25 protein-coding genes and 1 tRNA gene are annotated in these 26,537 nt (G+C 56.1%); 12 read left to right on the top strand and 14 right to left on the bottom strand.

Annotated features, from left to right (window positions below; translation table 11 throughout):
• The 5 genes from ACOVRA_RS05250 to hflX all read left to right on the top strand — a co-directional run.
• Positions 1 to 713 (top strand): sensor histidine kinase (locus ACOVRA_RS05250; protein WP_421719383.1); only part of this gene is annotated, 713 nt, incomplete at its 5' end.
• Positions 703 to 2,094, top strand: a complete 1,392-nt coding sequence (locus tag ACOVRA_RS05245; protein ID WP_421719382.1) for a sigma-54-dependent transcriptional regulator — start codon at positions 703 to 705, stop codon at positions 2,092 to 2,094. The genes ACOVRA_RS05250 and ACOVRA_RS05245, both read left to right, overlap by 11 nt.
• A 2-nt stretch (positions 2,095 to 2,096) precedes the next feature.
• A complete protein-coding gene (locus tag ACOVRA_RS05240; protein WP_421719381.1) occupies positions 2,097 to 2,960 on the top strand; it encodes a D-amino-acid transaminase in 864 nt (287 codons plus the stop codon).
• A 94-nt stretch (positions 2,961 to 3,054) separates the two neighbouring features.
• Entirely contained in the window at positions 3,055 to 3,303 is a 249-nt protein-coding gene (gene hfq, locus ACOVRA_RS05235) for an RNA chaperone Hfq (RefSeq protein ID WP_085339964.1), read from the top strand.
• An 88-nt stretch (positions 3,304 to 3,391) separates the two neighbouring features.
• Entirely contained in the window at positions 3,392 to 4,762 is a 1,371-nt protein-coding gene (hflX, locus tag ACOVRA_RS05230) for a GTPase HflX (protein WP_421719380.1), read from the top strand.
• Here hflX and mazG read toward each other — a convergent pair.
• From mazG to ACOVRA_RS05210, 4 genes are all read right to left on the bottom strand, one after another.
• On the bottom strand, positions 4,700 to 5,500 hold the full coding sequence (mazG, locus tag ACOVRA_RS05225) for a nucleoside triphosphate pyrophosphohydrolase (protein WP_421719379.1): 801 nt from the start codon (positions 5,498 to 5,500) through the stop codon (positions 4,700 to 4,702). The two genes, hflX and mazG, sit on opposite strands and share 63 nt — an antisense overlap.
• A gap of 20 nt (positions 5,501 to 5,520) precedes the next feature.
• On the bottom strand, positions 5,521 to 6,903 hold the full coding sequence (locus tag ACOVRA_RS05220; RefSeq protein ID WP_421719378.1) for an MFS transporter: 1,383 nt from the start codon (positions 6,901 to 6,903) through the stop codon (positions 5,521 to 5,523).
• Positions 6,904 to 7,006: 103 nt separating this feature from the next.
• Positions 7,007 to 7,618 carry a glutathione peroxidase gene (locus ACOVRA_RS05215; protein ID WP_421719377.1) on the bottom strand — a complete coding sequence of 204 codons (612 nt, stop codon included), beginning with the start codon at positions 7,616 to 7,618 and terminating at the stop codon, positions 7,007 to 7,009.
• Positions 7,619 to 7,662: 44 nt separating this feature from the next.
• Complete coding sequence (locus ACOVRA_RS05210; RefSeq protein ID WP_421719376.1) at positions 7,663 to 8,055, bottom strand: MAPEG family protein; 393 nt, start codon at positions 8,053 to 8,055, stop codon at positions 7,663 to 7,665.
• A gap of 503 nt (positions 8,056 to 8,558) precedes the next feature.
• Here ACOVRA_RS05210 and ACOVRA_RS05205 point away from each other — a divergent pair.
• Genes ACOVRA_RS05205 through ACOVRA_RS05195 form a run of 3 tightly spaced genes read left to right on the top strand, consistent with a single transcriptional unit; the run spans position 8,559 to position 12,252 of the window.
• The gene (locus ACOVRA_RS05205) at positions 8,559 to 9,323 is read left to right on the top strand and encodes an ABC transporter ATP-binding protein (RefSeq protein WP_421719375.1); all 765 of its coding nucleotides are present in this window, start codon (positions 8,559 to 8,561) and stop codon (positions 9,321 to 9,323) included.
• Positions 9,320 to 10,969, top strand: a complete 1,650-nt coding sequence (locus tag ACOVRA_RS05200) for a hypothetical protein (protein ID WP_421719374.1) — start codon at positions 9,320 to 9,322, stop codon at positions 10,967 to 10,969. Before ACOVRA_RS05205 ends, ACOVRA_RS05200 begins: the two co-directional genes overlap by 4 nt.
• A gap of 5 nt (positions 10,970 to 10,974) precedes the next feature.
• Entirely contained in the window at positions 10,975 to 12,252 is a 1,278-nt protein-coding gene (locus ACOVRA_RS05195) for a DUF445 domain-containing protein (protein ID WP_421719373.1), read from the top strand.
• A gap of 31 nt (positions 12,253 to 12,283) precedes the next feature.
• On the opposite strand, the gene ACOVRA_RS05190 is transcribed toward ACOVRA_RS05195, so the two are convergent.
• The 5 genes from ACOVRA_RS05190 to ACOVRA_RS05170 all read right to left on the bottom strand — a co-directional run bounded on the left by ACOVRA_RS05190 (position 12,284) and on the right by ACOVRA_RS05170 (position 16,841).
• Positions 12,284 to 13,117, bottom strand: coding sequence for an MBL fold metallo-hydrolase (locus ACOVRA_RS05190; protein WP_421719372.1), 834 nt, complete (start codon positions 13,115 to 13,117; stop codon positions 12,284 to 12,286).
• Positions 13,117 to 13,887 carry a TatD family hydrolase gene (locus tag ACOVRA_RS05185; protein ID WP_421719371.1) on the bottom strand — a complete coding sequence of 257 codons (771 nt, stop codon included), beginning with the start codon at positions 13,885 to 13,887 and terminating at the stop codon, positions 13,117 to 13,119. Before ACOVRA_RS05185 ends, ACOVRA_RS05190 begins: the two co-directional genes overlap by 1 nt.
• A 9-nt stretch (positions 13,888 to 13,896) precedes the next feature.
• Positions 13,897 to 14,952, bottom strand: coding sequence for a DNA polymerase III subunit delta' (locus tag ACOVRA_RS05180; RefSeq protein ID WP_421719370.1), 1,056 nt, complete (start codon positions 14,950 to 14,952; stop codon positions 13,897 to 13,899).
• On the bottom strand, positions 14,949 to 15,581 hold the full coding sequence (gene tmk / locus ACOVRA_RS05175; RefSeq protein ID WP_421719369.1) for a dTMP kinase: 633 nt from the start codon (positions 15,579 to 15,581) through the stop codon (positions 14,949 to 14,951). Before tmk ends, ACOVRA_RS05180 begins: the two co-directional genes overlap by 4 nt.
• A 90-nt stretch (positions 15,582 to 15,671) precedes the next feature.
• The gene (locus tag ACOVRA_RS05170; RefSeq protein ID WP_421719368.1) at positions 15,672 to 16,841 is read right to left on the bottom strand and encodes a septal ring lytic transglycosylase RlpA family protein; all 1,170 of its coding nucleotides are present in this window, start codon (positions 16,839 to 16,841) and stop codon (positions 15,672 to 15,674) included.
• Positions 16,842 to 17,074: 233 nt separating this feature from the next.
• Here ACOVRA_RS05170 and ACOVRA_RS05165 point away from each other — a divergent pair.
• The 3 genes from ACOVRA_RS05165 (at position 17,075) to ACOVRA_RS05155 (ending at position 19,763) form a co-directional block, all read left to right on the top strand.
• Positions 17,075 to 17,164: transfer RNA gene (locus ACOVRA_RS05165), tRNA-Ser, on the top strand.
• Between the two features lie 67 nt (positions 17,165 to 17,231).
• On the top strand, positions 17,232 to 17,951 hold the full coding sequence (locus ACOVRA_RS05160; protein ID WP_421719367.1) for a hypothetical protein: 720 nt from the start codon (positions 17,232 to 17,234) through the stop codon (positions 17,949 to 17,951).
• A gap of 111 nt (positions 17,952 to 18,062) precedes the next feature.
• Positions 18,063 to 19,763: a class I adenylate-forming enzyme family protein gene (locus ACOVRA_RS05155; RefSeq protein WP_421719365.1), complete on the top strand. Its 1,701-nt coding sequence runs from the start codon at positions 18,063 to 18,065 to the stop codon at positions 19,761 to 19,763.
• A gap of 15 nt (positions 19,764 to 19,778) precedes the next feature.
• Here ACOVRA_RS05155 and ACOVRA_RS05150 read toward each other — a convergent pair whose 3' ends face one another.
• The 4 genes from ACOVRA_RS05150 to ACOVRA_RS05135 all read right to left on the bottom strand — a co-directional run bounded on the left by ACOVRA_RS05150 (position 19,779) and on the right by ACOVRA_RS05135 (position 24,027).
• A complete protein-coding gene (locus ACOVRA_RS05150) occupies positions 19,779 to 20,546 on the bottom strand; it encodes a hypothetical protein (protein ID WP_421719364.1) in 768 nt (255 codons plus the stop codon).
• A 293-nt stretch (positions 20,547 to 20,839) separates the two neighbouring features.
• Positions 20,840 to 21,523 carry a peptidylprolyl isomerase gene (locus ACOVRA_RS05145; protein ID WP_421719363.1) on the bottom strand — a complete coding sequence of 228 codons (684 nt, stop codon included), beginning with the start codon at positions 21,521 to 21,523 and terminating at the stop codon, positions 20,840 to 20,842.
• Positions 21,524 to 21,556: 33 nt separating this feature from the next.
• Positions 21,557 to 22,732: an isovaleryl-CoA dehydrogenase gene (locus tag ACOVRA_RS05140; RefSeq protein WP_421719362.1), complete on the bottom strand. Its 1,176-nt coding sequence runs from the start codon at positions 22,730 to 22,732 to the stop codon at positions 21,557 to 21,559.
• A gap of 74 nt (positions 22,733 to 22,806) precedes the next feature.
• The gene (locus ACOVRA_RS05135; protein ID WP_421719361.1) at positions 22,807 to 24,027 is read right to left on the bottom strand and encodes a lysozyme; all 1,221 of its coding nucleotides are present in this window, start codon (positions 24,025 to 24,027) and stop codon (positions 22,807 to 22,809) included.
• 150 nt (positions 24,028 to 24,177) lie between these two features.
• Here ACOVRA_RS05135 and ACOVRA_RS05130 point away from each other — a divergent pair, with 150 nt between their 5' ends.
• On the top strand, positions 24,178 to 25,149 hold the full coding sequence (locus tag ACOVRA_RS05130) for a peptidylprolyl isomerase (RefSeq protein WP_421719360.1): 972 nt from the start codon (positions 24,178 to 24,180) through the stop codon (positions 25,147 to 25,149).
• Here ACOVRA_RS05130 and mgtE read toward each other — a convergent pair.
• Positions 25,139 to 26,524: a magnesium transporter gene (mgtE, locus tag ACOVRA_RS05125; protein ID WP_421719359.1), complete on the bottom strand. Its 1,386-nt coding sequence runs from the start codon at positions 26,522 to 26,524 to the stop codon at positions 25,139 to 25,141. The two genes, ACOVRA_RS05130 and mgtE, sit on opposite strands and share 11 nt — an antisense overlap.
• Positions 26,525 to 26,537: the final 13 nt, after the last annotated feature.

Here is a 26,537-nt window from a genome sequence, read left to right as displayed (position 1 = left end):
CGATCCAATTGTCAGCCGAGCGCCTCAAACGCAAATATGCCGATGTGATCACCACGGACCGCGACGTCTTCATTCGCATGACCGACACGATCGTGCGCCAAGTCACTGACATTGGGCGCATGGTCGATGAATTCTCCAGCTATGCGCGGATGCCATCACCCAAATTTGCCGTCGATGATTTGAGCGAAGCGCTGCGCCAAGCCGTCTTTGCCCAGCGGATTGCTAGCCCCGATATTGAAGTCACCAGCACTTTGCCACCGGAACCTGTCCTGGTGTCGATGGACACACGCCTGTTGATCCAAGCCTTTGCCAATATCTTGAAAAATGCGGGTGAGGGGATTGCGACCCGTCGAGCTCGAGATGAAGTTGATGTCACAGGTCAAATTGAGGTCAGCCTCCACCTGAATGGAAAAATGGCTTGGATCGAAGTGGTCGACAATGGCATTGGTTTCCCCGTGCATGATCGGCGTCGGCTGTTAGAGCCCTATATGACCACCCGCGCCAAGGGGACGGGGCTTGGCCTCGCGATTGTGGCACGTGTGATGGAAGAACATGGTGGCAAGCTGGAACTTGCTGACCGAACAGACGGCCAGAATGGCGCGCGGGTTTTGATGAACCTGCCGATCTGTGTCGCCGAAAACACCTCAAACCCTCCCGATACAAACTCATCCCAACAAGAGCGCTTAAGCTCGGAGTATCCCCATGGCAGCTGAAATTCTCATCGTCGATGATGAAGCCGATATTCGCGATCTCGTTGGCGGTATCTTAGAAGACGAAGGTTATGTCGTCCGCTATGCCGGCGACTCAGATGGCGCGTTAGACGCTTTCCGCACGCGGCGCCCTGACTTGGTTGTCTTGGATGTTTGGTTGCAGGGCAGCCGTCTGGACGGACTGGAAATTCTGTCGGTCGTGCAAGGCATTGATCCGACGATTCCCATTGTTCTGATCTCTGGCCATGGCACGATTGAAACCGCCGTGAGTGCCTTAAAGCGCGGTGCATTTGACTTCATCGAAAAGCCGTTCAAGTCAGACCGCTTGATTTTGATCATCAGCCGCGCGCTCGAAAGTGCGCGTTTACGGCGCGAGAACATGGCGCTGCGGGCGCGTGCTGTGGCCGGCGACGAGCTGATCGGCGAAAGCACCGTCATGCTGCAGTTGCGTGCTGCCATTGAGAAGATCGCGCCTATGAACAGCCGGGTACTGATTACCGGCCCATCTGGCTCTGGTAAGGAAGTGATTGCGCGGGCCCTGCACGCTGGCTCACAGCGTGCCGATGGTCCGTTCGTGGTTATTTCGGCAGCCGCGATTGCGCCAGAGCGCATGGAATCTGAACTTTTCGGCGAAGAAACCAGCGAAGGCCGCCCAACTAAGATTGGCGTGTTTGAGCATGCGCATAATGGTACGCTTCTGCTCGACGAAATCGCTGAAATGCCGATGGAAACCCAGTCCAAAATTTTGCGGGTTTTGGTTGAGCAACGCTTTCGTCGCTTAGGTGGCAGCAGTGATGTCTCGGTGAATGTGCGCGTGATTTCTTCGACCGCGCGGGACCTTCGTGAAGCCATCAGCATTGGCCGATTCCGTGAAGACCTATTCCACCGCCTCAATGTGGTACCGATCCGGTCGCCAGCCTTGGCGGAACGTCGCGATGATGTACCCCGCTTGGTTGAGCATTTTTCCAAACGCGTGGCCGAAGCCAATGGTGTGGCCCAGCGCCATTTTGGACCCGAAGCGCTGGCAGCGATGCAAGCGGCCAGTTGGCCCGGCAATGTGCGCGAATTGCGCAATCTGGTGGAACGCATGTTGATCCTAGCCTCTGGCGATGCAAGCGAACCCATTGATGCAGCAGCCCTCGCGCTAGATGGGGTTGGCGTTGGCGAATTGGCAGACCGGACGGGCTTGCATCAATTGGTGTCCTTGCCATTGCGCGAAGCCCGCGAACTGTTCGAGCGCGAATATCTGGCAGCGCAAATCACGCGCTTTGGTGGCAATATCTCACGAACCGCGTCATTCATTGGGATGGAGCGGTCGGCTTTGCACCGCAAACTGAAAAGTCTCGGTGTTGAAGGCACGCGCGGCTTCGATTTGGAGGGTTAAGCGTGCCGAGGATTGCTTATGTCGATGGCCAATTTGTACGCCATGGAGAAGCCTCGATCCATGTCGAAGATCGCGGTCTACAATTTGGCGATGCCGTTTATGAAGTTTGGGCGGTGCGCGGCGGGATCTTGTTCGACTCAGAAGGCCATTTAGCCCGTCTCGCGCGTTCTCTTGCGGCCCTTCAAATCAAGGCACCCATGGGCAATGCCAGCTTGATGGTCATTGTGCGGGAATTGATGGCGCGCAATAAGCTGAAGGATGGTCTTGTTTATCTGCAGGTCTCTCGCGGGGTGGCACGTCGGGACCATCCGTTTCCAGCCCATTCTCGTCCCAGCATCATTCTAACGGCGCGCGCCATGAATATGGTCCAAGCCGATGCGCGCGCGGCCAAAGGTATTCGGGTGCAGACCTGCCCAGACATTCGCTGGGGCAGGGTGGATATCAAAACCGTCAATCTATTGCCCAACGTTCTGGCAAAACAGGCGGCCCTAGAGGCAGGTTTCGCCGATGCTTGGTTTGTAGATCGTGATGGCATGGTTACTGAAGGTACAGCACAAAATGCTTGGATCGTTGATTCTCAAGGAGTCTTAAGGACGCGTCCGGCAACGCACGCGATTCTGCGCGGCATTACACGTGATACGATTATCCAGACCGCGCAGGCATTGGGCTTTGGCTTTGAAGAAAAAGCCTTTTCCAGAGACGAAGCTTTGTCTGCGCAAGAAGCCTTCATTACCTCAGCCACCAGTTTTGTAACCCCGGTGATCGGCCTCGATGTGCACGAAATTGGTGGCGGAAAACCTGGTCCAATCGCGCAAAAACTTCGGGAAACCTATCTTTCTCAACAAACATCAGTAAAAAAGCCTTAGACAGCATCCTTCTGGATTGAAATTTCCAAGAAGGGCTGCCTAATGAGGGACTCAGGTGTCGAGGTGCGACACCCAAGAAAAGACAGGGCTTACAATGTCTGCCGACAAAAAACAGAATCTTCAGGATACATTTTTAAACGCGGTCCGGAAGTCGCGCACGCCGTTGACCATTTTTCTGGTAAATGGCGTAAAGCTTCAGGGCGTCGTAACTTGGTTTGACAATTTTTGTGTGTTGTTGCGCCGCGACGGCCAGGTCCAATTGGTTTATAAGCATGCCATCTCCACCATCATGCCCGGCGCGCCGGTCCAGATGTTTGAGGGCGATCCTGCAGACCTCGACTAAGTCTTTCTTGTCTTCGACCGTCTTCAGGCTCATGCTAATGCGGCTACAGGTGGTCTGTATGCGCGCAACAGAGCTAGGATAATTGCATTTGATCGATCGTCAGGCGCCCGTGCAGCGGGCCTTGGTCATCCACCCCCTACGAAGCGACGCTTCTGCCAGTCGTGACCCCGATCTGCGGCTGATTGAAGCCTGTGGCCTCGCCGAAGCCCTCGACCTTGAAGTTGCCGATGCGCGACTAGAACCGCTGCGTCAGGTACGCCCCGGTGCTTATTTCGGCACGGGCAAGATCGAAGAACTTAAAGCCCATTGTGAAGAGCTGAAGGTCGATGTTCTGATTCTAGATGATCAGATGTCGCCCGTGCAGCAGCGCAATTTGGAAAAAGAGCTTCAGGTTAAAGTGGTTGACCGTACCGGTCTGATCCTTGAAATCTTTGCCCGCCGTGCGCGGACGCGGGAAGGGCGGCTACAGGTCGAACTGGCCCGCCTCAGCTACGAAAAGTCCCGCTTGGTCAAAACCTGGACCCACTTGGAGCGTCAGCGCGGCGGCACAGGAAAAACCGGCGGTCCGGGTGAGCGGCAAATCGAACTTGATCGCCGAATGATTGCCGACAAGATCCTGAAACTTAAAAAAGAATTGGAAGAGGTCAAGCGCACCCGTGCCCTGCAACGGGCCAGTCGCAAGCGCGTGCCCTATCCGGTCATCGCTCTTGTTGGCTATACCAATGCCGGGAAGTCCACCCTGTTTAACCGGGCGGCCTCAGCAGACGTGTTGGCCAAGGATATGCCCTTTGCCACTTTGGATACGACCTTGCGGGCGGTGCGTACACCAACCGGCCGCGATGTCATCCTGTCCGACACCGTGGGTTTCATCACCGATCTACCGACCGAATTGGTCGCGGCATTTCGGGCGACCTTGGAAGAAGTGGCCCAAGCTGACCTTCTCGTCCATGTCCGCGATATTGCGCACGCAGAAAGCGACAACCAGCGCCGCGATGTAGAATTGGTGCTGGACCGGGTCCTCACCGATCATGAAAGTCGTCCGCCTTTGATCGAGGCGTGGAATAAGATTGACTGCTTGGATGAGGCAGGCGCGGCCTATGTGCGCGCGCGCGCGGCAGCCTCTGGCCTTGATGGCACGGCGCAAGGCATTTGTGTGTCGGCTTTGACAGGGGAAGGGGTCAAGGAGCTTTTTGCCTTGATCGATTCTGAATTGGCGCTCGATGCGCGACCTGTGGATTTGGTGATTGGGCCAGATCAAGGTGCGGCGCGGGCTTGGTTGTTCCGCAAGGGGGCGGTGCGTCAAGAAGAAACTGACGAGCAGGGCTTTACCCATCTGAAAGTGCGCCTCACGGCCGATGATGCAGCCCGCTTTGTTGCCCAATGGCCGCAGATCTTGTCAGAGGTTCCGTTCGTGGCGCTTGGCGAGGTTCCAGAGCCCGTCCATTTCCTCGAGGCTTGAGGTTTCCGGGCTCTTCCCATCCTTTTGAAGGGCTTCTTCAATCCAGCGGAAACGGCGCTCAAACTTGGCATTGGCCGAGCGCAGGGCGACTTCAGGGTCTATTTTGGCTTTGCGGGCAAGATTTGCCAGCACAAAGAGGACATCGCCAATTTCTTCTTCAATATGGGCTGGATCGGCTTCAGCAATCGCTTCGCGGGTTTCGCCGATCTCTTCGGTCAGCTTGGCAAAAACTTCTTCCAAGCTTGGCCAATCAAAGCCAACGCGGGCAGCGCGCTTGGTTAGCTTTTCCGCACGCATCAAAGCGGGCAGAGCCAAGGGAATATCGGCCAAAAGACTTGGGTCATCGGCAAGCTTAGCCGCACGCTCCTTGGCTTTCATGACCTCCCAATTCTGGGTTTGTTGTTCGGCGGTCTCGATTTGGCGCGTGCCAAAGACGTGCGGGTGCCGCGCTTCCATCTTGTCAGATAGCCCTTGGACGACGTCGTTAAAGGCAAAGGCACCTTGTTCTTCAGCCATGCGGGCATGAAAAACCACTTGAAACAAAAGGTCCCCCAATTCTTCTTTCAACGAGACCAGATTACCCTGCGCAATCGCGTCGGCCACTTCATAGGCTTCTTCAATCGTAAAAGGCGCAATGGTTTCAAAGCTCTGCTCAAGGTCCCACGGGCAACCCGTCTCTGGAGTGCGTAGGGCGGCCATAATGTCGAGCAGGCGATCAATGGGGGCAGGTGCGGTCATGACCCCTCTATGGTGCGATTCTATGCCTGCTGAGATGCTTGTTCCGATAGGTCACGCTTAGCTGCAATGGCGGCCTGAAGCTCGGCCGTGCGCTTGGCGTCGATTGGATATTTGACCAACAACAAAGCGCCCAGAATATTGACCACAACTGGCAGCCCGATGAACAGGAATGTCAGACCCGTCAGCGCCTCTGGTGTATTGCCAGCGCCAAGCTTTGAATTGAAGCCAAACAGACCAAGCCCGACATAGGTGACACCAACCGCGAGCGCATAGCCTGCCTTACCTGTCAGCGTCACAAAGGCATAGAGAAGGCCCGTCCGATCTTGCCCGGTCTGTAAGAGGTCCTCATCGCCAATATCGGCCATCATGGCGCGCAAGAGATAGGCACCAGACGTATAGACAATCCCAGCCGCAGACATGCCAATCGCCGCGGCTACGAAATTATTCTCGGGCAGATACATGATCAAAGGCTGACTGACGGCTGCATAGATGCAGGCACAAATAAGCGAGACATGTTTGCCCCAGCGGCGCGCAATCATGGTCCAGATCGGTGCCCCAATCAGGCCTGCGATGAAGTAAATCAACAAGAGGGCCGCTGCCAAACCGCCATAGCCCTTGACCGCATCAAAATAGAAAAGGAACAGCCCGCCAGTTACCCCAGAGCCAAACATCAAGAGAAGATCGCATAGCAATAGTCTCCGGCAGGCGTCTGATTTGAAGAGAGAAACTACGTCCTTCAAGTTGGTTTTCTTGGCCGAAGCTTTGGGTGATTCCTCTTTCGCAAAGCCGGCTGCAAGCAAAGCGGTGAGGGGCATGAGAACGACGATGAACCAGCCCATGCCTTGTACACCACTGGCGGCCGTCCCGCCCTGCGAATGGATCAAGACAGGGATCAACAGCACCAACAGCATGCCGAGCACATTGCCTGCCTGCCAAAATACAAACACGCGCGAACGCTCATGATAATTATCGCTCAAAGTCGCGCCGAGCGACATTTGCGACAACGACCCCATGGAAAAGCCGACATAGGTGAAGAATAGCCAGAAAGCCAAATAAGCCGCGTCGGCTCCGGGCTTCGCCATGAAGAGGAAGTAGGACCCGACCATGATGACGGGAATGGACATCACCAGCCAAGGCGAGAACCTGCCAATCCGTGTACGCGTCTGGTCCATAGCTAGGCCAATGCCAATATCGACGCCAATGTCGAGGATACGGGCCAACATAAACAGAAGACCTACAACCCCAATCTCAAGTCCGACATAACCTGCATAATGGGGTGGCAGTTGGACAACTAAGGGCAGGCCGAGGGCCGCAAGGGGTAGGCTGGGCGAAGAAAAAGCTAGGATACGGGACAAAGCGACTTTTGAGCCCGTTTGACCGGACTTTACGGGATCGATCGCCATGTTTCCTCCACTGGCCCTTGTTAGTTCAGGCTCATCTTTCTGACCTTGTCATCCTTTATCCCAAACGCCAAGCAGTTTTGCCAAGCGACTGGAATTCAAGCGCTTACCTTTTGGGCACGGCGAGGGCATTTGTGATTGCTTGACCAAGCTCTGCTGATTGAGGTGTCACGGCGGATGCAAAGGCCGCAACGGGGCGACCATCCTTGCCAATCAATATTTTATGGAAGTTCCATTTAGGCTCAGCTTTCGGCCCTAAGACACTCAAAGCATTACGATAAAACGGATGTGCGCTCGGCCCACGAACCACATATTTGGCCGCCATGGGGAAGGTGACACCGTAATTGAGTTCGCAGAATTTTTTGATTTCGGTAGCACTGCCAGGCTCTTGTCCACCAAAATCATTAGAGGGCACCCCAACAATGACGAGCCCTTCACGTTGCCGTGACTTCCAGAGTGTCTCAAGTCCAGCATATTGTCCGGTATAGCCGCATTGCGAGGCGGTATTGACCACCAAGACGACTTTCCCGCGATAATCAGCGAGATTGACATTGCCACCCATCAGGCCATCAAACATCTCAGGTGACGACATCGCAGTTGCTTTCGTGGCGGTAGGAACAGCTTTTGGCTTTTGAGGTGCGGATTGACCCGTAGCCGCCACAGCAATCACAAGCGCTGCGCCGAAGGCAGCAGAAACGCCCAAGATCAATTTCTTCATAAATCACCTCCAGATGATTGCTCAACATGTTGTTTTAACGTACCTTAAAGCATCGAACGGCCGACGTGGAAAAGCGTCAACAGGATCAAAACGACCGTCGCCAACATCTGGATCACAAAGCCCAGCGAGCGGGTTTTTGGATCGGCGACATAAGCTAACATGTAAATGATCCGACCAATGATCCAGACAAGGCCAAAACCTGCAGCAACCATGTCTGATTGCCAAATTGCCGCCAGCCACAGCGCCGGCAGGAACATAGGTAGCCATTCCAGCGTATTCATCTGAACCCGAAAATGCCGCTCAAAGATCGGATCGCCCGATGTGGCAGGGGCCGGGATATTGTAGGTGCCGCGTGCTTTGGCGACCCTCAAGCCCATGAAGAAGAATAGGATGATCGTAACCAGAGTGACCAGACTGGTAAGGGGTAGGGTGCTCATGGCGGATCCAATTCTAATGTTGACGAAACTGTGATCAAACCTAGGGCGATCGGGTGGCTAGGTCTAGGGCTTGAATAGGCTTGGGTAGTCTAAATCACCTCAATCCGTAATTCGCATAATATATGTTATGGGACAAAAATGATCCGATGGAGGCCTATCGATTGGGCGATTTCAAAGCCTAGAGGCACATGACTAAGGGCCACTGTCGACGTGAAGCGGTACATCAAGCCTAATCGGGACATTTTATCAGATGATGATGAAATCGGCAGTGAATCTAGCCATCTTGGGCTGTTAAGACTTCGCCTGCGGCTTAACTCTCGTCAAACCTTAATGCATTAAGGATTGCCGCTGTGCTTCGGGCTGTCATTAAACCGCCAATCGCCAGAGTTGCGGCAAGATTTCCCACGATGATTCACGGGTTTGAAACACCCATTCAACTAAAAGACATTGCCTGTCTTCGAACCTTGCGCGTTGAACCAGGTGTTTGAAGAACAGGACCGACGATGAGCACCCATCCCCTACCCGCCCTCGAGATCAAATCGTTAACGAAACGGTTTGGAGCCAAGACCGCTGTGTCAGACTTCAACCTGACGCTGGCGCCTGGGTCATTCTATGGGCTTTTGGGGGCAAACGGGGCTGGGAAGACCACGACTATGCGGATGATTGCTGGTCTGTTGCAGGCTGACGAGGGCAGTATTTGTGTGTTTGGCCACGATGTGGGGAAAGACCCACGGGCGGTTAAATCCATCACCGCTTGGTTGCCAGATGAGCCCTTGCTTTATGACAAGCTAACGCCGCTGGAATATCTGGAATTTATCGCGGGGCTTTGGTCGGTCGAAGGCAGCGTAGCGGAAAAGCGCGCGGAAGAATTGCTGCGCTGGATGGATTTGTGGGAAGAGCGTGACAAGCGTTGTGAGACTTTTTCACGCGGGATGAAGCAAAAGACTGCTTTGGCTGGCGCGCTGTTACACGATCCCAAATTGCTTTTGCTCGACGAACCATTTTCGGGCCTAGATGCAGCCGTCGCGCGACAGGTCAAAGAGCTGTTGGTGGAAAAGACCAAAGAAGGTGCGACCATTGTTCTCACGACCCATGTGATGGAGATCGCCGAGCGCTTGGCCGAACGGGTTGGTATTTTCCACCGTGGCCGCTTGTTGGCTGATGGATCGCTAGCAGACTTGCGCGCCCAAGCTGGCCAAGCCGAAGGCAGTTTGGAAGACATCTTCATTCAACTGGTTGATGATGCTTCGGTAGGAAGTCCAGCATGATGCTCGACCGCTTATTCGTGCCCGGCAGCATTTTGTGGCTGGCGCGCCATCAGATCCGGTTAAGTTGGCGTCTTGGTCGGCTTGGGAAAAAGATTCCAAGCTGGATCAAGCCCGTTTTCACCATTCTGTTTGTCGGCTTGCTGAGTTTCAGCATGGGCTATGGTGTGGCCAAAATCTTTGAAGCGGCGGCGGGCGATTACAAGCAGCTGAGCTCGCTGGCAGGGGCAGTGATCCTCACGTTGATGATTTCAGGTATTTCGATGAATCTGATGGGGTCGTTCATGACGATAACGGAGAAGGGGGATTTAGACCTCCTCCTCTCCTCCCCTATTCCGCCGCATCGATTTGTCGCCGCCCGCCTGATCTCTTCGGCTTGGCGCGGCTTTTGTATTTATGCTGGCTTTGCCACCATCTTCTTTGGGGCGAGCATTGTGATGATCTCGCCGATGTTTGCTTCCATCTATGTGGTGGTGGCCGGATTTGCGATTTTAGATGCGGCCATCACCTATATGATCGCTCGCCAAGCTCTTTTGTGGTTTGGCCTACGAAATGGTCGCCGCGCAACCATCGCTTTGGGCGCGATTGGCGTGATGATCGGTCTGGTCGGCTATCAAATGGTGTCCAGTACGGGCAGTCTTGGCCGTCTCGCTGCCGATACTGAGCATCCAAATGCCAGCCTTATTCAAGTTCATGACGTGATCGTCTCATTGACGTCAAACTTCAGCTGGCTCGGCGGCACGATTTTAGGCGACTGGCTGGGTGCCTTAGCCTTTTTGGTCGCAGGCGGCGTGGTATCTGCTTTGGTTCTAAACTTTGCCGGCAAGCGCTACGACCAAGATGTCGCCTTCCTCAATGGTCAAAACGACCATGCGCCCCACAAGATTCGCAAAGCCCACCCGCAACAATTCCGTAGACCAGCCCTCGTTATGGTGTTCCATAAGGAATGTTTGAGCATGACGCGTGACCCCTTATTTGTCAGCCAATTGATTGTGCCACTTTTCACCATGGTGCCGTTTTTAGGCTTTGTGTGGAATGCGGTTTCCAATCCAAACGAGCAAAGTGAGATGGCACCCATCATGGGGGCGATGTTTGCCGCCATTACTGTGTTCAATGTAACCATGCTGACCTCCAGTCTCGCTTGGCTCACTGCCTCGGTCGAGGAGGCCCGCGACCTCTTACAAGCCAGCCCCTTGGACCCGAAAATCATCCTACAAGGCAAAGTCTTGGCTGCCAGCGGCCCGGCTATCTTAGAGCTTATGCTGGTCGCTGCGCTGGTGGCTTGGGCGTGGCCCTTAGCCGCACTGACCCTTCTGATCATGGGCATGGCCACCTGCGCGGGTGCCTGCGTGATTGAGTTTTCGCGCCCGAGACCAACCAAACGGCCAAAAATGACGCAAAGACCGGATCGGTCATTGGTTACCGTGCTGTTCGGCTTAGGGCTTGGCATCCTATGGGCTTGTGCAGCAGGGCTTGCTGCCGCTAAAATCCTCTGGTGGTTATTGCCCGCCGCTTTGGCAATCACCATCTCTTACATAGCTTGGGCAACCCGTCCTCGCGACTTGAGTAGCATACCGGTATCGCAGCCCTTGGTTGCCGTCTCTGTTGGCAGTCCTGGTGGCCCTTGGCAAAGAGTGGATCAGACTTAACCTCTATGGCAGATAAACCGCCTGTGACGACCCTCATGCAAGAAGATCCGGCCATTGCGTATCGCCGCATGAAGCGCGTCGCAACGGGGCTCTTCCTCGCGATGACTTTGTTGTTTGTTGTCACCAAGTTTTTTGAAGCTTCTAGCCCCATCCTGCCCTTTGTGCGCGCCTTTGCCGAAGCGGCGATGGTTGGGGCACTGGCGGACTGGTTTGCCGTTACCGCCCTCTTCCGCAGGCCTTTGGGCTTACCCATTCCCCATACGGCGATTGTCCCGCGATCGAAGGACCGAATTGGCGCAGGGCTCGGCCGCTTTATCTCGCGCAACTTCCTGCAGCCTGAGCAGGTTCAGCGCCGCTTGAAGGATATGGACCTTGCGGGCAACACCGCCGCTTGGCTGACTGAAGGTGACCGCGCCCGCCGGGTCGCACAAGGCATTGCAGGTGCTGTCCCCCGTATCTTGGGCCTCTTAAACGAAGGCAAGATTGCGACGTGGCTGCAAACCACTTTGACCGAGCGGTTGCGCCATGCCGATATCGCCCATCTTTTGGCGGAAGGCTTGGACATTTTGATCAAAGGCGGCCGGCATAAGGCCATCGTCGACCTCATCATCTTCCATGCCGACCTTGCGATCCATTCAGAAGAAAACATGTTCCGCACGCGCGTGTCAGACAAGATGGACTGGCTGCCCAAGCTATTCTCGGTCGATGCTGCAGCTTCTGACGCGTTGTTGACCGCGATCAAGGACACGCTGAAAGACGCCGCCAAGGACCCCAATCACTCCATTCGTACCCGTATTGATGAAGCGCTTTCCCATTTGGCGCGCGACCTCCGGCACGACCCAAATCTGCGCGATCAACTCCAACGCTGGGTGCGTGAAGTTTCCGATCACCAAGTGGTCCGAACCTATGTCACCAATGTCTGGAGTGACCTCAAAAAGAGCTTGCGCGAACAATCACCCGAAGAGACCGACCGCCTTAGCAATGCCATCGCGGCAGGCCTTGAAGATTTGGCCCGCGCCATTGAGCGCGATGACGAGCTTCGCGAAAGCCTCAATCAGCGCTTAAAGGCTTGGGCAGTCGAACTCGCCGACGCGCAAGGCGCTGGCGTTGGCACGATGGTGGCTGAAACCATCCAAGGCTGGGATGCACGCACCGTTGTCGACCAGATTGAAGCCGCCGTCGGCCGCGACCTGCAATATATCCGCATCAGCGGCACCGTCATCGGCGGTCTGGCAGGTCTGACGATCCACACGCTGTCGATCTGGCTGTTTCCGGTGAAGTAGGGTGGTGGGCGCTCAAACTCGAGCAAAGCCCTCAAAGCGCCAGCTCAACCGCCATTCCATCTACCGCCGGTACGATGTGTTCAGGCAGGCTGGCAGCCAAAGTCGCGTAATCTAGGTCGATGTGCATATTGGTCAGGATCGCGTGTTTGGGTTGGATTTCTGCGATCCATTCTAGACTAAGTTCCAAATGGGCGTGGCTTGGGTGGGGGATGTGGCGAAGCGCGTCGACGATAAAAAGGTCGACCCCCTTGCAGGCATCTAAGCTTTCCAGCGGCAGGATTTTGCAATCATTACAATAAGCGACGGGTCCGAAGCGAAAGCCTAAACTATCGATGTCGCCATGATTTTGCGCCAAAACCTGAAAACCTATCGCCCCGCCCTGTCCATGGATTGTGAGGGCCTGCCCCGGCAAGGGCATCTCATGGGCATCCAGCAAAGCTGGATAATGGCTGCCGGGCGGGGTTTCAAAAATATAGCCAAAGCGGCGAACCAGATTTTCCCGTGTCACGGCGTCCATAAAAGTCGGGATACGCTTGCGCTGATGATAGACAATGGCGCGCAGATCATCGATGCCATGGCTTTGGTCGGCATGATCATGGGTGTAGAGGATCGCATCCACATGGCTGACTTTTGCGGCCAGTAACTGGGTGCGCAAATCTGGCGAGGTGTCGATCAACACAACGGTCGAGGTCTCGTGGCTATAGGTGCCTTGATAGGCCTCAACCAGCAGGCTGCAGCGGGTGCGGTAATTGCGCGGATCGTTTGGGTCACAGGCCCCCCACTCCCCGCCCACACGTGGGACGCCACCAGAGGAGCCGCAGCCAAGAATTGTGACCCGAACATGGGTGGCATCAGACTGGCTCATCAGGCGGCCTTATCAAATAGGGCGAAGAAATTTCGGTCGGCAAGGTCGGCAAAGGCGCTTGCCTCCAGCCCATAAAAATCGGCCAAAAACTGGCTGACATGAGGCAGGAACGCAGGCTCATTCCGTCTACCCCGCATCGGGATAGGGGCCAAATACGGGCAATCGGTTTCGATCAACACCCGGTCCAACGGCACTTGGCGGGCGGCCTCGCGCACGTCAGTTGCATTCTTAAACGTCGCAATGCCGGAAAAGGATACATAGGCCCCAAGGTCCAGCCCACGGCGGAGCAGATCTAGGCCACTGGTGTAGCAATGCAGCAGGATTTTAAACGCGCCCTTGCCCATTTCCTCTTCGAGGATTGTCGCCGTCAGCTCATCGGCTTGGCGAGTATGGACGATCAGCGGCAGACCTGTTTCACGCGCTGCTTCTATATGGGTGCGGAACACCGCAATTTGTGCGGCCTCTGAGCTATAGCCATAATGAAAATCTAGGCCTGTTTCGCCAATACCAATCGCCTTGGGATTCGTGCTAGCCGTGATGAGCTGTGCGACCGTCAAATCTGCATGATCGTCGGCATAATGGGGATGCACGCCGACACTGTGCCAGACGTTTGCACGCGGGGCTGAAATGGCTTCAATCGCGGGCAAGGACGCCATCTTATCGCAAATGGTCAGCATGGCATGCACGCCTGCCTCTGCCGCCCGGCTTAAGACCTCATCAAAGTCCGGCGCAAAGGATTCGTGGTGTAAATTAACGTGGCTATCGATCATGGCGCTTATCTAGTGCATCGGACTGAGGTCTGCACGAATGGCACGCAGCGCCTCAAGCGTAGCTAAACTCCGGTCGAGATTGAGGGCCTCCACCTTCGTACGAACCTCGCGCACATGGCTCCAGGCCTTGGCCGCAGCATCGGTGCCAGCACCCGCCGCAAGCCGCGCCAACAACACGCTTTCACCCGGCTCAATCTCTGAAATCTCAAGGCCAAGCCCTGCCCTTCCCGCACGCGCTAACCAATCTTCCATCATATCAAACACGGCATGAAAGCGGTCTGCGTCGCTGCACGCGTCGGCTAGCGAGAGCGCTTCATCCAAGGGCGCGCGGGGTAAACCGGACAAATGGCGCGACAAAGAGCCATAAAGTTTAGAGGCATTCAAAGCCGCCAAGGCGCGTGCGCGACCGGGCCTGCCTGCCCCTAAAGCCCGCGTCGTCGCATCAATATCCGGCAAGGCCTTTGCCATCGCTTCTTCCGATAGGCACGTCAAATCCAGCCGGTGACAGCGCGACCGCAAAGTTGGCAATAATCGACCGGGCGCATGGGCGAGCAGAATGAGGGTTCCACCCGCCGGCGGTTCTTCCAAGGTTTTCAAAAGCGCATTGGCGGCGTTAGAGCTCATATCGTCGGCACAATCGACAATGCCAACCCGCGCGCCCCCTGCCCCATCAGATGTCATGGTGAAAAAATGGGTGAGGTCGCGAATGGCGGCAACGGTTACATCGCGCTTAATCTCGCCCTTTTCAGGGTCAAGCCGCGTGGCCGTGCGCAAGTCTGCGTGCGAGCCTTGGGCGATCTTGCGGCTGACCAAATCGTCTGGTGCACTGGCAAGCGGGCTGGACGGGTCCCGGGCCGCCCCCAATATTCTGCGCGCGAACCGATAAGCCAAGGTAGCCTTGCCCACGCCTTTAGGCCCCGTGATCAGCCAAGCGTGGTGCGAGCGTCCGCCTGAAAGGCTGTCTGCTAATTCCGCTTCTGCTGCTTCATGACCAAACAGCTCAAACACCGCGCGGGGGTGGGGTGAACCGGGCTCTTGATCTGGGGTGGGGGCTTCGTCACTCATGACAGCTTCAAACGTGCAACCAAGAGGGCCCAAGCAGAATCGGCCAATTCCTCTGGCGCAACCGATGCATCCACAACGCCACAGCGATGCTTAAAGGTCTCGGCGATTTCCAGATAGGCAGCCCGCAAGGCCGTGTGGAACGCAAACGCCTTGCCTTCAAACCGATCTTCGGTGCCCCGGCGCGCGGCAGCCCGCTTTAAGCCAATGGCAGGGTCAATATCGAGAATAAGGGTCAAGTCCGGCTGGGTATGTCCGACGATCAGGCCATCTAGGGCCTCAACCGCCGCCCGCCCTGCCCCGCCGGCTTGACCTTGATAGGCCCGAGTGGAATCCGAAAACCGGTCGCATAAGACAATCGCACCGCGCGCGAGGGCCGGACGGATCAGGCGCTCTAAATGGTCTTCACGTGCCGCAAAAAAGAGACATAGCTCGGACAAGGCCGTCCAGCGATCGGCAGCGCCTGTCACCAAGAGCGCGCGAATGGCCTCGGCACCCGGTGTTCCACCAGGTTCACGCGTCAGCACGACTTCATGACCCAAGGCTTCCAGTCGCGCCTTTAGCGTCGACAACAAGGTGGTCTTTCCGGCCCCCTCGCCGCCTTCCAAGGTGATGAAATGGCCGCCCGTCATGCTTCAAGACCTGTCTGCTGTCATGGTGCAGACAGAAGTGACCCGCCCGCCTGTTCTAGGCAAGGGCTATGATGCAGTCTGGGCTGGGCTTTAGTTGCGCGAGGCCATGATATGGGCACCGCTGACGCCCTGTCCGGTTACGGCTTCTGCGAGGGCCGCAGCTTCGCTCTGGCTTTGAACGGGTCCAATCAGGATCCGGTAAAGGCTTGCACCAGAGGCGGTCTCGGTTTCCACAATCTTTGCTTGGCCAATCTCAGCCGCTTGGGCTAGCGCACGCTCTGCATTGGCCCGGCGCGAGAATGCTCCGGCCTGAACATAGAGGCCTGAAGCCACGTCGTCTGTATTCACAGTGGTTGGCTTCATTGGCCGAGCGGGCTTTTGTTCTGCGACGCGAGTCGTTGTTGCGGTCTGTACTGGCGCCGGTGTGGGTTTAGTCCACTTCTTTTCTTCGCCCGGTGCGGTCAGATTGGCGTTGGTGACCACAGGCTCAGGGTCGGCTGGGCCGATATAGCGCACGCGCACTTGGGTAGACCCCTGCTCACGATAGCCCAAAAGCTCTGCGCCACGCGCGGAAAGGTCAATCAAACGATCGGCCACAAAGGGGCCGCGATCATTCACCCGCACCACCATGGAGCGGCCATTGGTCAGATTAGTCACTTCGACAAGGCTCGGGATCGGCAAAGTTGGGTGGGCCGCGCTGACAATATTCATGTCAAACAGCTCGCCATTAGCGGTCGACTTGCCGTGGAAGTCGCGACCATACCACGATGCGGTGCCCACTTCATTATAGTCAGGCTCGTGGGTTGGAATATACCACGTGCCGTTCACCTGATAAGGCGCGCCAATCTTTTGAAAGCCCTGCACGTCAGATGGGCGCACAGAGGGCGCAGATTCTGGCTCTGACGCACGAATGGAAATCGTGGCCGCGCGAGCAGGTCGCTCAACAGAGGTTGCCTCTTTTGGTGCCCGCGTTGTTGCAGGTGTCAGCGAGGCCATTTGCACCCGCTCAATCGGCGCGCCTTGCGGGCTTGTTGCAGTGCTTGGCTTGGCCGTCGCAGGCGCGGGTTTTGCCGTCTGAGTGTCGACCTTACGCACTGGTTTACTTGCGGGCTTACTGATAGAAACCGCTTCGGTAGAGGCCGCCTCGCTATTGATGGTCGCAACCATCGGACGGGCATTGGGCGCTGCCGCTGCAGGGAAAGCTGCAAAACCAACTGCCAAGAACAGCGCGCTGGCCCACACAGGACTAGCGACACGCAAAACAGTAATTTTATTTTTAAAACAATGCGTAACTACAAGCTTCTTCAGTGCCGAATCCCGGACCATTGTGTGTCCCACCATATTGGTCTGCAGTAGTTTCTGCAGACATTCTTATCGCGCCGGTTGATCCGACTGCGGGTTGCACTCTACAAGAGAGGTTTGAAATCAACGCTTGAAAATTAGGTCGAATTTTATCGATCTAACATTTTCTTTCAGGTGTTGCGTCAAAACGCGGACAGGTGGCCGAGTGGTTTAAGGCAGCGGTCTTGAAAACCGCCGTAGGTGGAAGCCTACCGTGGGTTCGAATCCCACCCTGTCCGCCAGTTTGAACTCCCAAAAATATGATGCCAAGTTGTGATGATTTTGTAAGATTATTCTCTGGAGGACCAGATGGGACTTACGATTGGCGTGGGCTTTCTTGCGCGTGAAGCCCGAGACAATGCTGAGGAAGTCGCGATTTTCAAGGAATCCTTTGACTTGTTAAATGAGGTTCTCGCGGAGGCGGGCATGCCTCCGCATCATGAACCGCTGGGCATTCCTGACAGCGAAGTTTTTGACGCTCAGATGCTCGGATATGGAGGCTTACACGCGGTTAGGCGACTTGCTGCTTATTGTGTTTGTGAAGGCCGCATTCCGGCACAAGTCCGATATGACCAATATGCTGAAGACCCGGTCACCGCGACGCTCTACCAAGAAATCCAAAAGAACTTAGAATTTGATCATCCTCAGCCAGCGGAGCGCTTGTCAGCGCCTAAGGCGGCACAATCGCTTTTCCAACATCTGATGTTGCACTCTGACGCTGAGGGTTTTTATCTGCCCACGGACTTCGAGCATGTGATTTTTGACGGTGCCCAGCCACAGCGCGAAGGCATCGGTGGCATGGTTGGATCTGCCCCTCGCTTACTCAAAGAATGTTTAATTCTCGCTCGGTTTATCAATCTACCGTTGGATATAGACATTGAAAGCGAGGAAATGTGGGATGTCGTCGACGACCCACCTTCACAGGGAGAATTGTGGAAAATCTACGGTGTTGAGGCGTTCGGCATTGCGAGACTAATTCGCGGCTGTGAAGCCGCGATCCAACATAAGGCAGTCCTTGGGTTCTTTTAGACGGTTAGAGGCCGCCGCCGCCCACTTGACCCTCTCGCCACAACACCGGATACATTCAGATAACAAAAGCGCGCATCCAAAAAGCGCGTGCAAACAATTCTGGGGGGTGAGATGCACTATAAGGAACTCAAGCAGGCTTGGACGGAACTGACTTCAGTTGGGCAACCCTTCGAGATTGAAGAGATCAATGTGCGCGGCAGCCTGATCCGCAGCTATAAGCACGCCCCGCCCAATATACGTGCTGTCTGGTTGTCGACGGTGGCGTTCAGCGACCGAGACTATCTGGTCTATCAGGATGAGCGCATCACCTATGGCCAAGCCCATGAACAGGTAAATGCCATAACCGCTTGGCTGTGGGCCCAAGGCGTGCGGCGGGGTGACCGGGTCGCGGTGGCCATGCGCAATTATCCCGAATGGATGTTGCTTTATTGGGCCTGTATCTCGATTGGCGTGGCTTGTGTTGGCATGAATGCCTGGTGGATCACCGATGAGCTGGAATATGGCTTGAAGGATTCCGGCCCCAAAGTGTTGTTTTGCGATGCTGAACGTCTGGCCCGTGTGATGGAACGCCCGCAGATGGCCGAGGGCATCCTGATTGTGGGCGTGCGCTGTGACGCTTTGCCGGCTGGAATTGTGCCCTATGAAACGGTGATCGCTGGCGGTGGTGCCATGCCAGAGGTGGACATTGATCCAGATGATGATGCCTGCATCTTTTATACCTCAGGGACCACGGGCTTCCCCAAAGGCGCGCAGCTGACTCATCGCGGCTGCGTCGCCAATCTGATGAATATGAGCTTCTCTGGCCAAGTCCAAGGCCTTGCCACGATGCGGGCCAATGGCATTGACCCCGCCAGCGTGCCGGCACCAAACCCGCCTGTCGGCCTGATCACCACGCCCCTCTTCCACGTCACCGCCAATAATTGCGCCGCCTATGTCGCCACGGCCAGCGGCGGGAAAATGGTTCTCATGTATAAATGGGATGCGGGCGAAGCCCTGCGCCTGATTGAGACCGAAAAGGTCACAGCGATGAGTGGCGTGCCCACCATGGCGCGCGAAGTCATCACCCATCCCAATTTTGCTACGACCGACACCTCCAGCCTTTTGACGCTGGGCGGTGGTGGCGCGCAAGTGCAGCCTGATCTTGTCGCCAAGATTGACGCTTCTGTGCCGACAGCACGCCCCAATACGGGCTATGGCATGACCGAGACCTGCGGCATCATCACCGCCGTCAGCGCCGACTTCTTCGTTGACAAGCCCGCCAGCTGTGGCCCCGCCATGCCAACTTTTGAAGCCCGCTGTGTGGATGACAATGGCAACTTCTTACCCGTCGGCGAGATGGGGGAATTGTGGGTCAAAGGCGCGCCCGTCATCAAAGGCTATCTCAACCGACCAGATGCCACCAAGGAAAGCATCACGGACGGCTGGCTGCACACAGGCGATGTCGCGCGCATTGATGAGGACGGCTTTATCTTCCTCGTCGACCGCAAGAAGGACATGGTTCTGCGCGGTGGCGAAAATGTCTATTGCGTCGAGGTCGAAGCCGTCGCCTATCGCCATCCTTCCGTGGCCGAATGCTGCGTGTTCGGCGTGCCCGACGACCGCTTGGGCGAGGAAGTCGGTGCGGCGATTCTGGTTCGCCCAGACATGAGCCTGACGGCCCAAGAATTGCGCGAGCATTGTTTGGCCCTGATGGCGAAGCACAAAGTCCCCCGCTATGTCTGGTTCCTCAACGAGGCCATTCCGCGCAATGCGTCCGGCAAATTCCTAAAGCGCGCGCTGAGGGACAGCTTGAAGGTGGATGACGCGCATTAGGGGGTGGATTCTTGCCTAACCCCCAAGGATCCGCACGGCCAAGCTTGGCCACCAAGGCGCAAAGAACAATAAGGCAGCGCCGACTTGGGTGAATAAGGTGAAACCGACCGCGGGCAGAAAAGCTGGGTGGAGCCGACCACGCGTGATTTGGTCATACATGCCCATGGCCATCATCAGCGCCCAAGATAACGGATAGCGGCCGAGCAATTGACCGGCATAGCCTTGGCCAATCAATTCCCGGATATCGAGTCCGATCCAACGCGACCATCCAGCATCCACAATTCCGACAATGCCCAGCAAGATCATCCGCTTATGCAAGTCGGGTTGATCTGTGTTTGTCAAACCGATTGCCGTCAACACCGCAAAGGGAAACACATGACCCAATTGGAAAGCCATCACGGCGGGGTTGAAATCAGGATTACTTAGACGGGCATGATCGGCGAACCAGACCGTGGCTACAGCACTCACCGCGACGATAATCCCTAGAATGGGTCCAAACCGCTTGCCATTGGCACGGTGAGCAGCTGGCTTGGCTTCGCGGATCAGCAAGGCTTGCCACGTCAAAAGTGCCATCCAGCCAACTGAAGAGGCTGCATGGAGGTGCGTAACTAATTGATACTCCCGCCCCTTAATCATATTTCTGAGCATGTCGGGAATGAAACCGGCCAATAAACCGAACCACAAAAGGGCAATCATAATCAGCACCGCATCCCGGTCGCGTGGATGGGTCTTTCTAAATTCATCGATCACAAAGGCCTGGGCCGCTTCAATTTTGTCCAGCATTGTCACCCCCGAGCAATTGGACTGCAATCACATTTTTGTTACCTATCGGTAGGAGAATTGCAATCCCAGATACGGCCGGTTTTGTGATAATTTCAGCTCGAGATTGATCCGCCGCCCCATCCGCCCTAGGCTTGGGTCATGATTTTGTTCGGCATTCTCAGCATCAGCCTGCTGCTTCTTGCGGGGCAGCGTGTGGCATCATCACAGGCACATAGCGATCCGTCTGCACTGCCTGGAGCGTGAAGTCAGTTTGCCACACCTATCGCTTCACAGGCGACACGGCACCTTAAACTTCAGCGCTTCTTCTTCGCTTTAGGCGCAGCCTTTGCAGGTGGCTTTGGCTTAGGTGGCGGCGGGTCAGTGCGGATGGCGGTCACAACAATGGGCACCACAGGGGCCTTGCCGGGGAATGGGCCGCCTGTGGGAGCGCGCTCCACTTTCGCCATAGCCTCCACCACTTCCCAGCCAGCAGTTACCCGCCCGAAGACGGCATAGCCAGTCGTATTGGGTGGGGCCTTGGGGTCGGCGTTGAGGGAGGGATTGTCTGCCAAGTCAAAATAGAAGCTCGAATGCCCTGAATTCGTCGCATCGCCACGCGCGAGGGCAACAGCACCCTTAAAATGCTTATTGGTCGCCGTCTCTAACTCAACGGGGCTAAGGGGTGGATAGCGGCCTTTGAATTGGGCATCCAAATCACCGATTTGAATGATAAAGCCCGGTTCAATGCGAAAGAAAGATGCGCCGATAAAGTGCTTTGTCTGAAACATCTTCAGCATATGGGCGCTCGTCTTAGGCGCACCCACGGGGTCGAGCGTGATTTCAATCTCGCCCATGGATGTGGTCAAGAAGACTTTCGGCGCGGGTGCCACGACCGGTGTCGCGGTCATAGGTTCGACGGTGGGTACAGGCGTTTGGGCAAAGGCCGTGCCCGCGACCAAGAGAGATGCAAAGCTTGCGAAAAAAGTACGACGTTTCACCAATAGGCCCCCTCGTCTCGATCGACACAAATCCTAGCTCGCCGTCTCGCCAAACAGCTCCCGCCCGATAAGCCAGCGGCGGATTTCGCTGGTTCCAGCACCAATTTCGTAAAGCTTGGCATCGCGTAGCAGGCGGCCGGTCGGATAATCATTGATATAGCCATTGCCACCCAAGCATTGAATGGCCTCCAAAGCCATCCAGGTCGCTTTCTCCGCCGCATAGAGGATTGCGCCAGCGGCATCCTTGCGGGTGGTCAAGCCACGGTCACAGGCCTTTGCTACGGCATAGACATAGGCGCGCGTGGTCGACAAAGTCACATACATGTCGGCGATTTTGCCCTGCATCAGCTGGAACTCGCCAATGGCTTGGCCAAATTGTTTGCGCTCGTGGATATAGGGCAAAACCACATCCAAGCAGGCCTGCATAATGCCAATCGGGCCAGAGGCCAGAACCGCGCGCTCATAATCAAGGCCAGACATCAAAACCTGCGCGCCCTTATTGAGCGGACCCATCAGATTTTCTTCCGGCACTTCGCAATCTTCAAACACCAATTCGCCCGTTGGCGAGCCACGCATCCCAAGCTTGTCAAGACTTTGGGCGACCGAGAAGCCTTTGAAGTCCTTTTCAATCAAGAAAGCGCTGATACCGCGCGAAGCGGCTTCGGGTTCGGTTTTGGCATAGACGATCAAGGTATCGGCATGCTTGGCATTGGTGATCCAGAACTTGCCGCCATTGAGCACATAGCGGTCGCCCTTTTTGTCCGCCCGCAAGCGCATGGAAACGACGTCTGAGCCGGAGCCACTTTCGGACATAGCGAGCGAACCAACATGCTGACCAGAAATCAGTTTCGGCAGATAACGTGCCTTTTGCTCCGCCGTTCCCCAACGCCGCAACTGGTTCACACACAGATTGGAGTGCGCGCCATAAGACAAGCCGACCGAGGCAGAGGCGCGGCTGATCTCTTCCATCGCGACCACATGTTCAAGATAGCCTAGGCCAGAGCCGCCATCTTCTTCAGCCACGGTAATGCCTAACAGGCCGAGGTCTCCGAGCTTGGGCCAGAGATCGAGCGGGAACTCGTCGCTGCGATCAATCTCGGCCGCACGCGGGGCAATTTCTGCGGCCGCAAAGCGTTCGACAGTTTCACGGATGGCATCGGCAGTTTCGCCGAGGTCGAAATCGAGGCTGGGATAGGAGTTTCTAAGCATGGCTTACCATGCGCGAGCCCGCTTTCGAGTGCAAGTAAAAGGGTAAGCCCAGAGGGCAGTATTTTGGGCAGTATTTAGGGCAGTAAGGCAGTCTCATCGCCGCTCTCTTGGCCACGGGCCAGGGATACGGCAGAGGTCACCACGGCAACAAAGCCGAAACACGCCGAGAGGATTGCCATAAGCGCTTGCAGGCTAATGACCTTGGCCTCTGGGTCGGGCGTCAGCGCCCCCATGAGATGCGCAAACCAAAGGCCGCCAGCCAAGAAAACAGCGCCGAGCGCTAACACAACCCACGTCAGCACACGTGTCGGTGCGGCTGGCTCAAGGATTTGCGGCCGCGGAACCGAGACACTCCCGGGGATTGAAGGTTCTGATGCCAAATCCATTTCAGGCGCAAAAGGCGCTAAAGTGCGCAGGCCATCATTGGCTGGCACGGGTTGGCTTTGATCGGATTGATTGGCTGCCACCGCCTCTTCTTTTGGAAAGGGCGCTAAGACTGGATCGAGGGTTTCCTCCACCGCTTCATCCGCCGCTTTGTTTTCCTCAGCAGGCTCATTTTCAACCAAGACCAGTCGCGGTTCGTCGTTGATTTCAGAACTGAAGTCCAAAACCGGAGCCGCCTTCACTTCTGCGACTGACGCAGTCTCAGCGACCGTTTTGATTGGAAATGGCTCGCCCTTGGGCTTCTCAGGCAGCATGCTCTCTGAAGGCTCAGTTGCGATCGTGGCACCGTCTGCCTCGACGCCCAATGTGATGTCACGTGGATCCGATGCATGGGTCAAAAGCGCTGCTGTATAATCAATCTCTGGGCTTAAAACCGAGCTGGGCGCAGCGGGGCGCGGACCCAAAGGCTCTAAGAAGAGCGCGGCCTCAGCTGCTCGACGCCGGACCAACGCATCAATAACCAAAACCCGACCATTCACGCGCGCACGCCGCCACGCATGCATAGCGAGGGCTGCTGCGATTGGTTGACCTTGGTTCAAATAGCGCAGCACGTCGCTGGTGGCGAAGTTTGTCACGCCAATATTGAAGGCAAAGGACACCAAAGCGTCAAATTGGTTCTGGTTTAAGGGCGTCAAGGCGGACTGGCGCACCATGTCTTCGACAGGGCGAAGGTCCCAACGCAGCAAGTCTTCAGCTTCAGCACGCGACACCGACAGGCCCTCGCGTGCGGTAGCAACATGGCCAAAGCCCAGCGTCCACCGCCCGTCGGGGGTTTTAGCCGCACGTGCACGGAAGCCTTCAAAGCTGGCTATCAGGTCCAATGCAGCGCGAGACGCAGTGAGTCTGGACATTTTTCGTTCCAAAAAGAGACGGATTCCGCCCGATGAGACTGGCTGTGCAGGATTGATGCCGTTTTTGTCCACAATGGCTGCTCGACAAGTAGTGGGCATTCCTGCACCTTCCAGCTCTCGCGACACACCGGATTAAGCAAGGATCAGACCATGTTGGGCAAGCAATCAAGCCTTCTACAGCGCGCTTTTGGGATTGGAGCGCTGGCGTTAGTCGCTTATTCGGGGCCGGCTTTGGCGCAGTCCACCCCGACTGCCCCGACAAAACCTTGGCATGCCTTGACGAGTTCTGAGTTGATCGCCGCTGCCCCCAAAGATGCTTGGGCGAAGTTGGATCAAAGCCGCCTGCTCTATCTTTATTTCGAGCCTACACAAGCGGGGGCATCAACACCGGCGCGTGTGATCATCCTATTGGCACCAGACTTTGCGCCCAATCATGTGCAGGCTTTGAATGAATTATTGGCCAAAGCCTTTTTCAGCGGGCGCGAGATCGTGCGCAGCCAAGATAATTACGTTGTTCAATGGGGCGATGGTGCCGCAGCAACTGCCCAAGGCTTTAGGGCTGGTCGCATGGCGGCAGAGTTTGACCGTGCCTATGGCGCGGAGTTCAAGCCGTTGGAATTAAAGGATGGCGATGTCTATGCCCCAAAGGTCGGCTTCTGGCGCAATTGGCCAGTGGCTTGGGATCCAAAGGCAAAACGTTATTGGCTGCCGCATTGCTATGGCATGGTAGGCGCTGGTCGCGATGAAGGTGCCGATTCTGGTGGCCCGGCTGAACTCTATGCCGTCAATGGCCACAGCCCCCGCGCGCTCGACCGCAATGTCACGCTTCTGGGTCGTGTTGTGGACGGGATGGATCAATTTGCGACTTTGCCGCGCGGTAGCGAGGCGATGGGCTTTTACGCCTCTGGCCAAACTAAGCCTAAAATCATTAAAGCGGAATTGGGCTCCAGACTGCCTGTCTCAGAGCAAATCAGCCTAGAAGCTCTGCGGACAGATCATGCGATCTATGCCGAGATACTTGAAAGCCGAAGAAACCGGCGCGACAGCTGGACCAAATTTAAGGCCGGCAAGCTCGAGCTTTGTAATGCCCCCTTGCCTGTTCGTATCAGCCCTAAAGAATAATCAGGGTCGCAAGACCCAAGAAGGCCACAAAGCCTACCATATCCGTGACAAAGGTGACGAGCACGCCGGAAGACACAGCCGGGTCTTGCCCCAGCCGTTTGAGTGTCAGCGGGATCAAAATGCCAGCAAGGCCTGCAACCGACAAATTGAGCAAGATTGCCAAAGCGATGGTGACGGACAACAACACGCTTTGGAACCAGAACAACGCCACACTCGACAAAAGCACGGCAAAGACGGCCCCATTGACCAAGCCGGTAATCACCTCACGCAGGATGATCCGGCCCGAATTGCCAGGCGTTAGTTCCCGCGCCGCCAAAGCCCGCACGGCGACCGCTACGGTTTGGGTGCCGGCATTACCACCCATCGAGGCTACCATGGGCATCATGACGGCAAGGGCGACGATCTTCTCAATCGAGGCTTGAAACTTGCTGATCAGGACGGACGCGATCAAGGCTGTGACCAGATTGATCACCAGCCACGGCAGGCGCGACTTCACCGATGACCAGACCGAGTCCGCCGTTGACGCATCGCGCACACCAGCGAGCGCCAACAAGTCTTCTTCGTTCTCGTCTTGAATAACCCGCACGATATCGTCGACCGTGATCATCCCCGTCAAACGACCGCTGCGATCGACCACGGGTGCGGAGATCAAATGGTATTTTTGGAAGGCGTGGGCAACGACTTCTTGGTCGGTCTCGGGGTCGACAATGATTTCTGGCGCTTCCATCAAGTCTTGCAGCAGCATGGTGCGCTTGGCCCGCATGAGCTTAGAGACAGGGATCGCGCCGATGGGCTGCATCGCTGGACTGACAACATAAATGTCAAAGAAAAGATCGGGGAGGTCTTCGCCGGTCTTGCGCATGAAGTCGATGGTTTGCCCGACGTCCCAATGTTGGGGCGCGGCGACAAACTCGCGCTGCATCAAACGACCAGCGGTTTCCTCTTCAAACGACAGCGCGCCTTCAACGGCAACCCGCACGTCATCGGAGGCAGCTGCCAACACTTCGGCGCGATCTTCATCGTCCAATTCGGCGACAATAGCGGCAGCGTCATCGGTATCGAGATCATCAAGCTTTTGCGCGAGCTTGCTGGCGGGGATGAATTCCAGCGCGAATTCGCGCAATTCATCTTCCAATTCCGCATAGACTTCCGCATCAAGGTCTTCGCCGATCAAGGTAAAGATGGTGCGCGCAGTCTCTTTGGGGGCGTTTTGGAGAAGCTCTGCCACATCGGCAGGGTGCATCGGCAACAACAGGCGACGCAACAAAGGCCCGTCATGATCGCCAGCAGCCCCAATCACCTTAACGGCAATCAGGCGGTCTGGCCCATGATCTGCTTTAGTGGGGTCGACCCCCAGGGCTTGTAGATCGTCCATGACTGTCACTTTC

This window comes from Aquidulcibacter sp., assembly GCF_049239865.1.
In the GTDB taxonomy this organism is placed as follows: domain Bacteria; phylum Pseudomonadota; class Alphaproteobacteria; order Caulobacterales; family Aquidulcibacteraceae; genus Aquidulcibacter.
Note: the sequence above shows the minus strand (reverse complement) of the source record. Positions and strands in the feature narration are given on the sequence as shown.

Excerpts from the sequence above, each read along its gene's own strand:
- ACOVRA_RS05245 (WP_421719382.1), top strand. The coding sequence starts at position 703 with ATGGCAGCTGAAATTCTCATCGTCGATGATGAAGCCGATATTCGCGAT.
- hfq (WP_085339964.1), top strand. The coding sequence starts at position 3,055 with ATGTCTGCCGACAAAAAACAGAATCTTCAGGATACATTTTTAAACGCG.
- mazG (WP_421719379.1), bottom strand. The coding sequence starts at position 5,500 with ATGACCGCACCTGCCCCCATTGATCGCCTGCTCGACATTATGGCCGCC.
- ACOVRA_RS05220 (WP_421719378.1), bottom strand. The coding sequence starts at position 6,903 with ATGGCGATCGATCCCGTAAAGTCCGGTCAAACGGGCTCAAAAGTCGCT.
- ACOVRA_RS05215 (WP_421719377.1), bottom strand. The coding sequence starts at position 7,618 with ATGAAGAAATTGATCTTGGGCGTTTCTGCTGCCTTCGGCGCAGCGCTT.
- ACOVRA_RS05210 (WP_421719376.1), bottom strand. The coding sequence starts at position 8,055 with ATGAGCACCCTACCCCTTACCAGTCTGGTCACTCTGGTTACGATCATC.
- ACOVRA_RS05205 (WP_421719375.1), top strand. The coding sequence starts at position 8,559 with ATGAGCACCCATCCCCTACCCGCCCTCGAGATCAAATCGTTAACGAAA.
- ACOVRA_RS05200 (WP_421719374.1), top strand. The coding sequence starts at position 9,320 with ATGATGCTCGACCGCTTATTCGTGCCCGGCAGCATTTTGTGGCTGGCG.
- ACOVRA_RS05195 (WP_421719373.1), top strand. The coding sequence starts at position 10,975 with ATGGCAGATAAACCGCCTGTGACGACCCTCATGCAAGAAGATCCGGCC.
- ACOVRA_RS05190 (WP_421719372.1), bottom strand. The coding sequence starts at position 13,117 with ATGAGCCAGTCTGATGCCACCCATGTTCGGGTCACAATTCTTGGCTGC.
- ACOVRA_RS05185 (WP_421719371.1), bottom strand. The coding sequence starts at position 13,887 with ATGATCGATAGCCACGTTAATTTACACCACGAATCCTTTGCGCCGGAC.
- ACOVRA_RS05180 (WP_421719370.1), bottom strand. The coding sequence starts at position 14,952 with ATGAGTGACGAAGCCCCCACCCCAGATCAAGAGCCCGGTTCACCCCAC.
- tmk (WP_421719369.1), bottom strand. The coding sequence starts at position 15,581 with ATGACGGGCGGCCATTTCATCACCTTGGAAGGCGGCGAGGGGGCCGGA.
- ACOVRA_RS05160 (WP_421719367.1), top strand. The coding sequence starts at position 17,232 with ATGGGACTTACGATTGGCGTGGGCTTTCTTGCGCGTGAAGCCCGAGAC.
- ACOVRA_RS05155 (WP_421719365.1), top strand. The coding sequence starts at position 18,063 with ATGCACTATAAGGAACTCAAGCAGGCTTGGACGGAACTGACTTCAGTT.
- ACOVRA_RS05150 (WP_421719364.1), bottom strand. The coding sequence starts at position 20,546 with ATGCTGGACAAAATTGAAGCGGCCCAGGCCTTTGTGATCGATGAATTT.
- ACOVRA_RS05140 (WP_421719362.1), bottom strand. The coding sequence starts at position 22,732 with ATGCTTAGAAACTCCTATCCCAGCCTCGATTTCGACCTCGGCGAAACT.
- ACOVRA_RS05135 (WP_421719361.1), bottom strand. The coding sequence starts at position 24,027 with ATGTCCAGACTCACTGCGTCTCGCGCTGCATTGGACCTGATAGCCAGC.
- ACOVRA_RS05130 (WP_421719360.1), top strand. The coding sequence starts at position 24,178 with ATGTTGGGCAAGCAATCAAGCCTTCTACAGCGCGCTTTTGGGATTGGA.
- mgtE (WP_421719359.1), bottom strand. The coding sequence starts at position 26,524 with ATGGACGATCTACAAGCCCTGGGGGTCGACCCCACTAAAGCAGATCAT.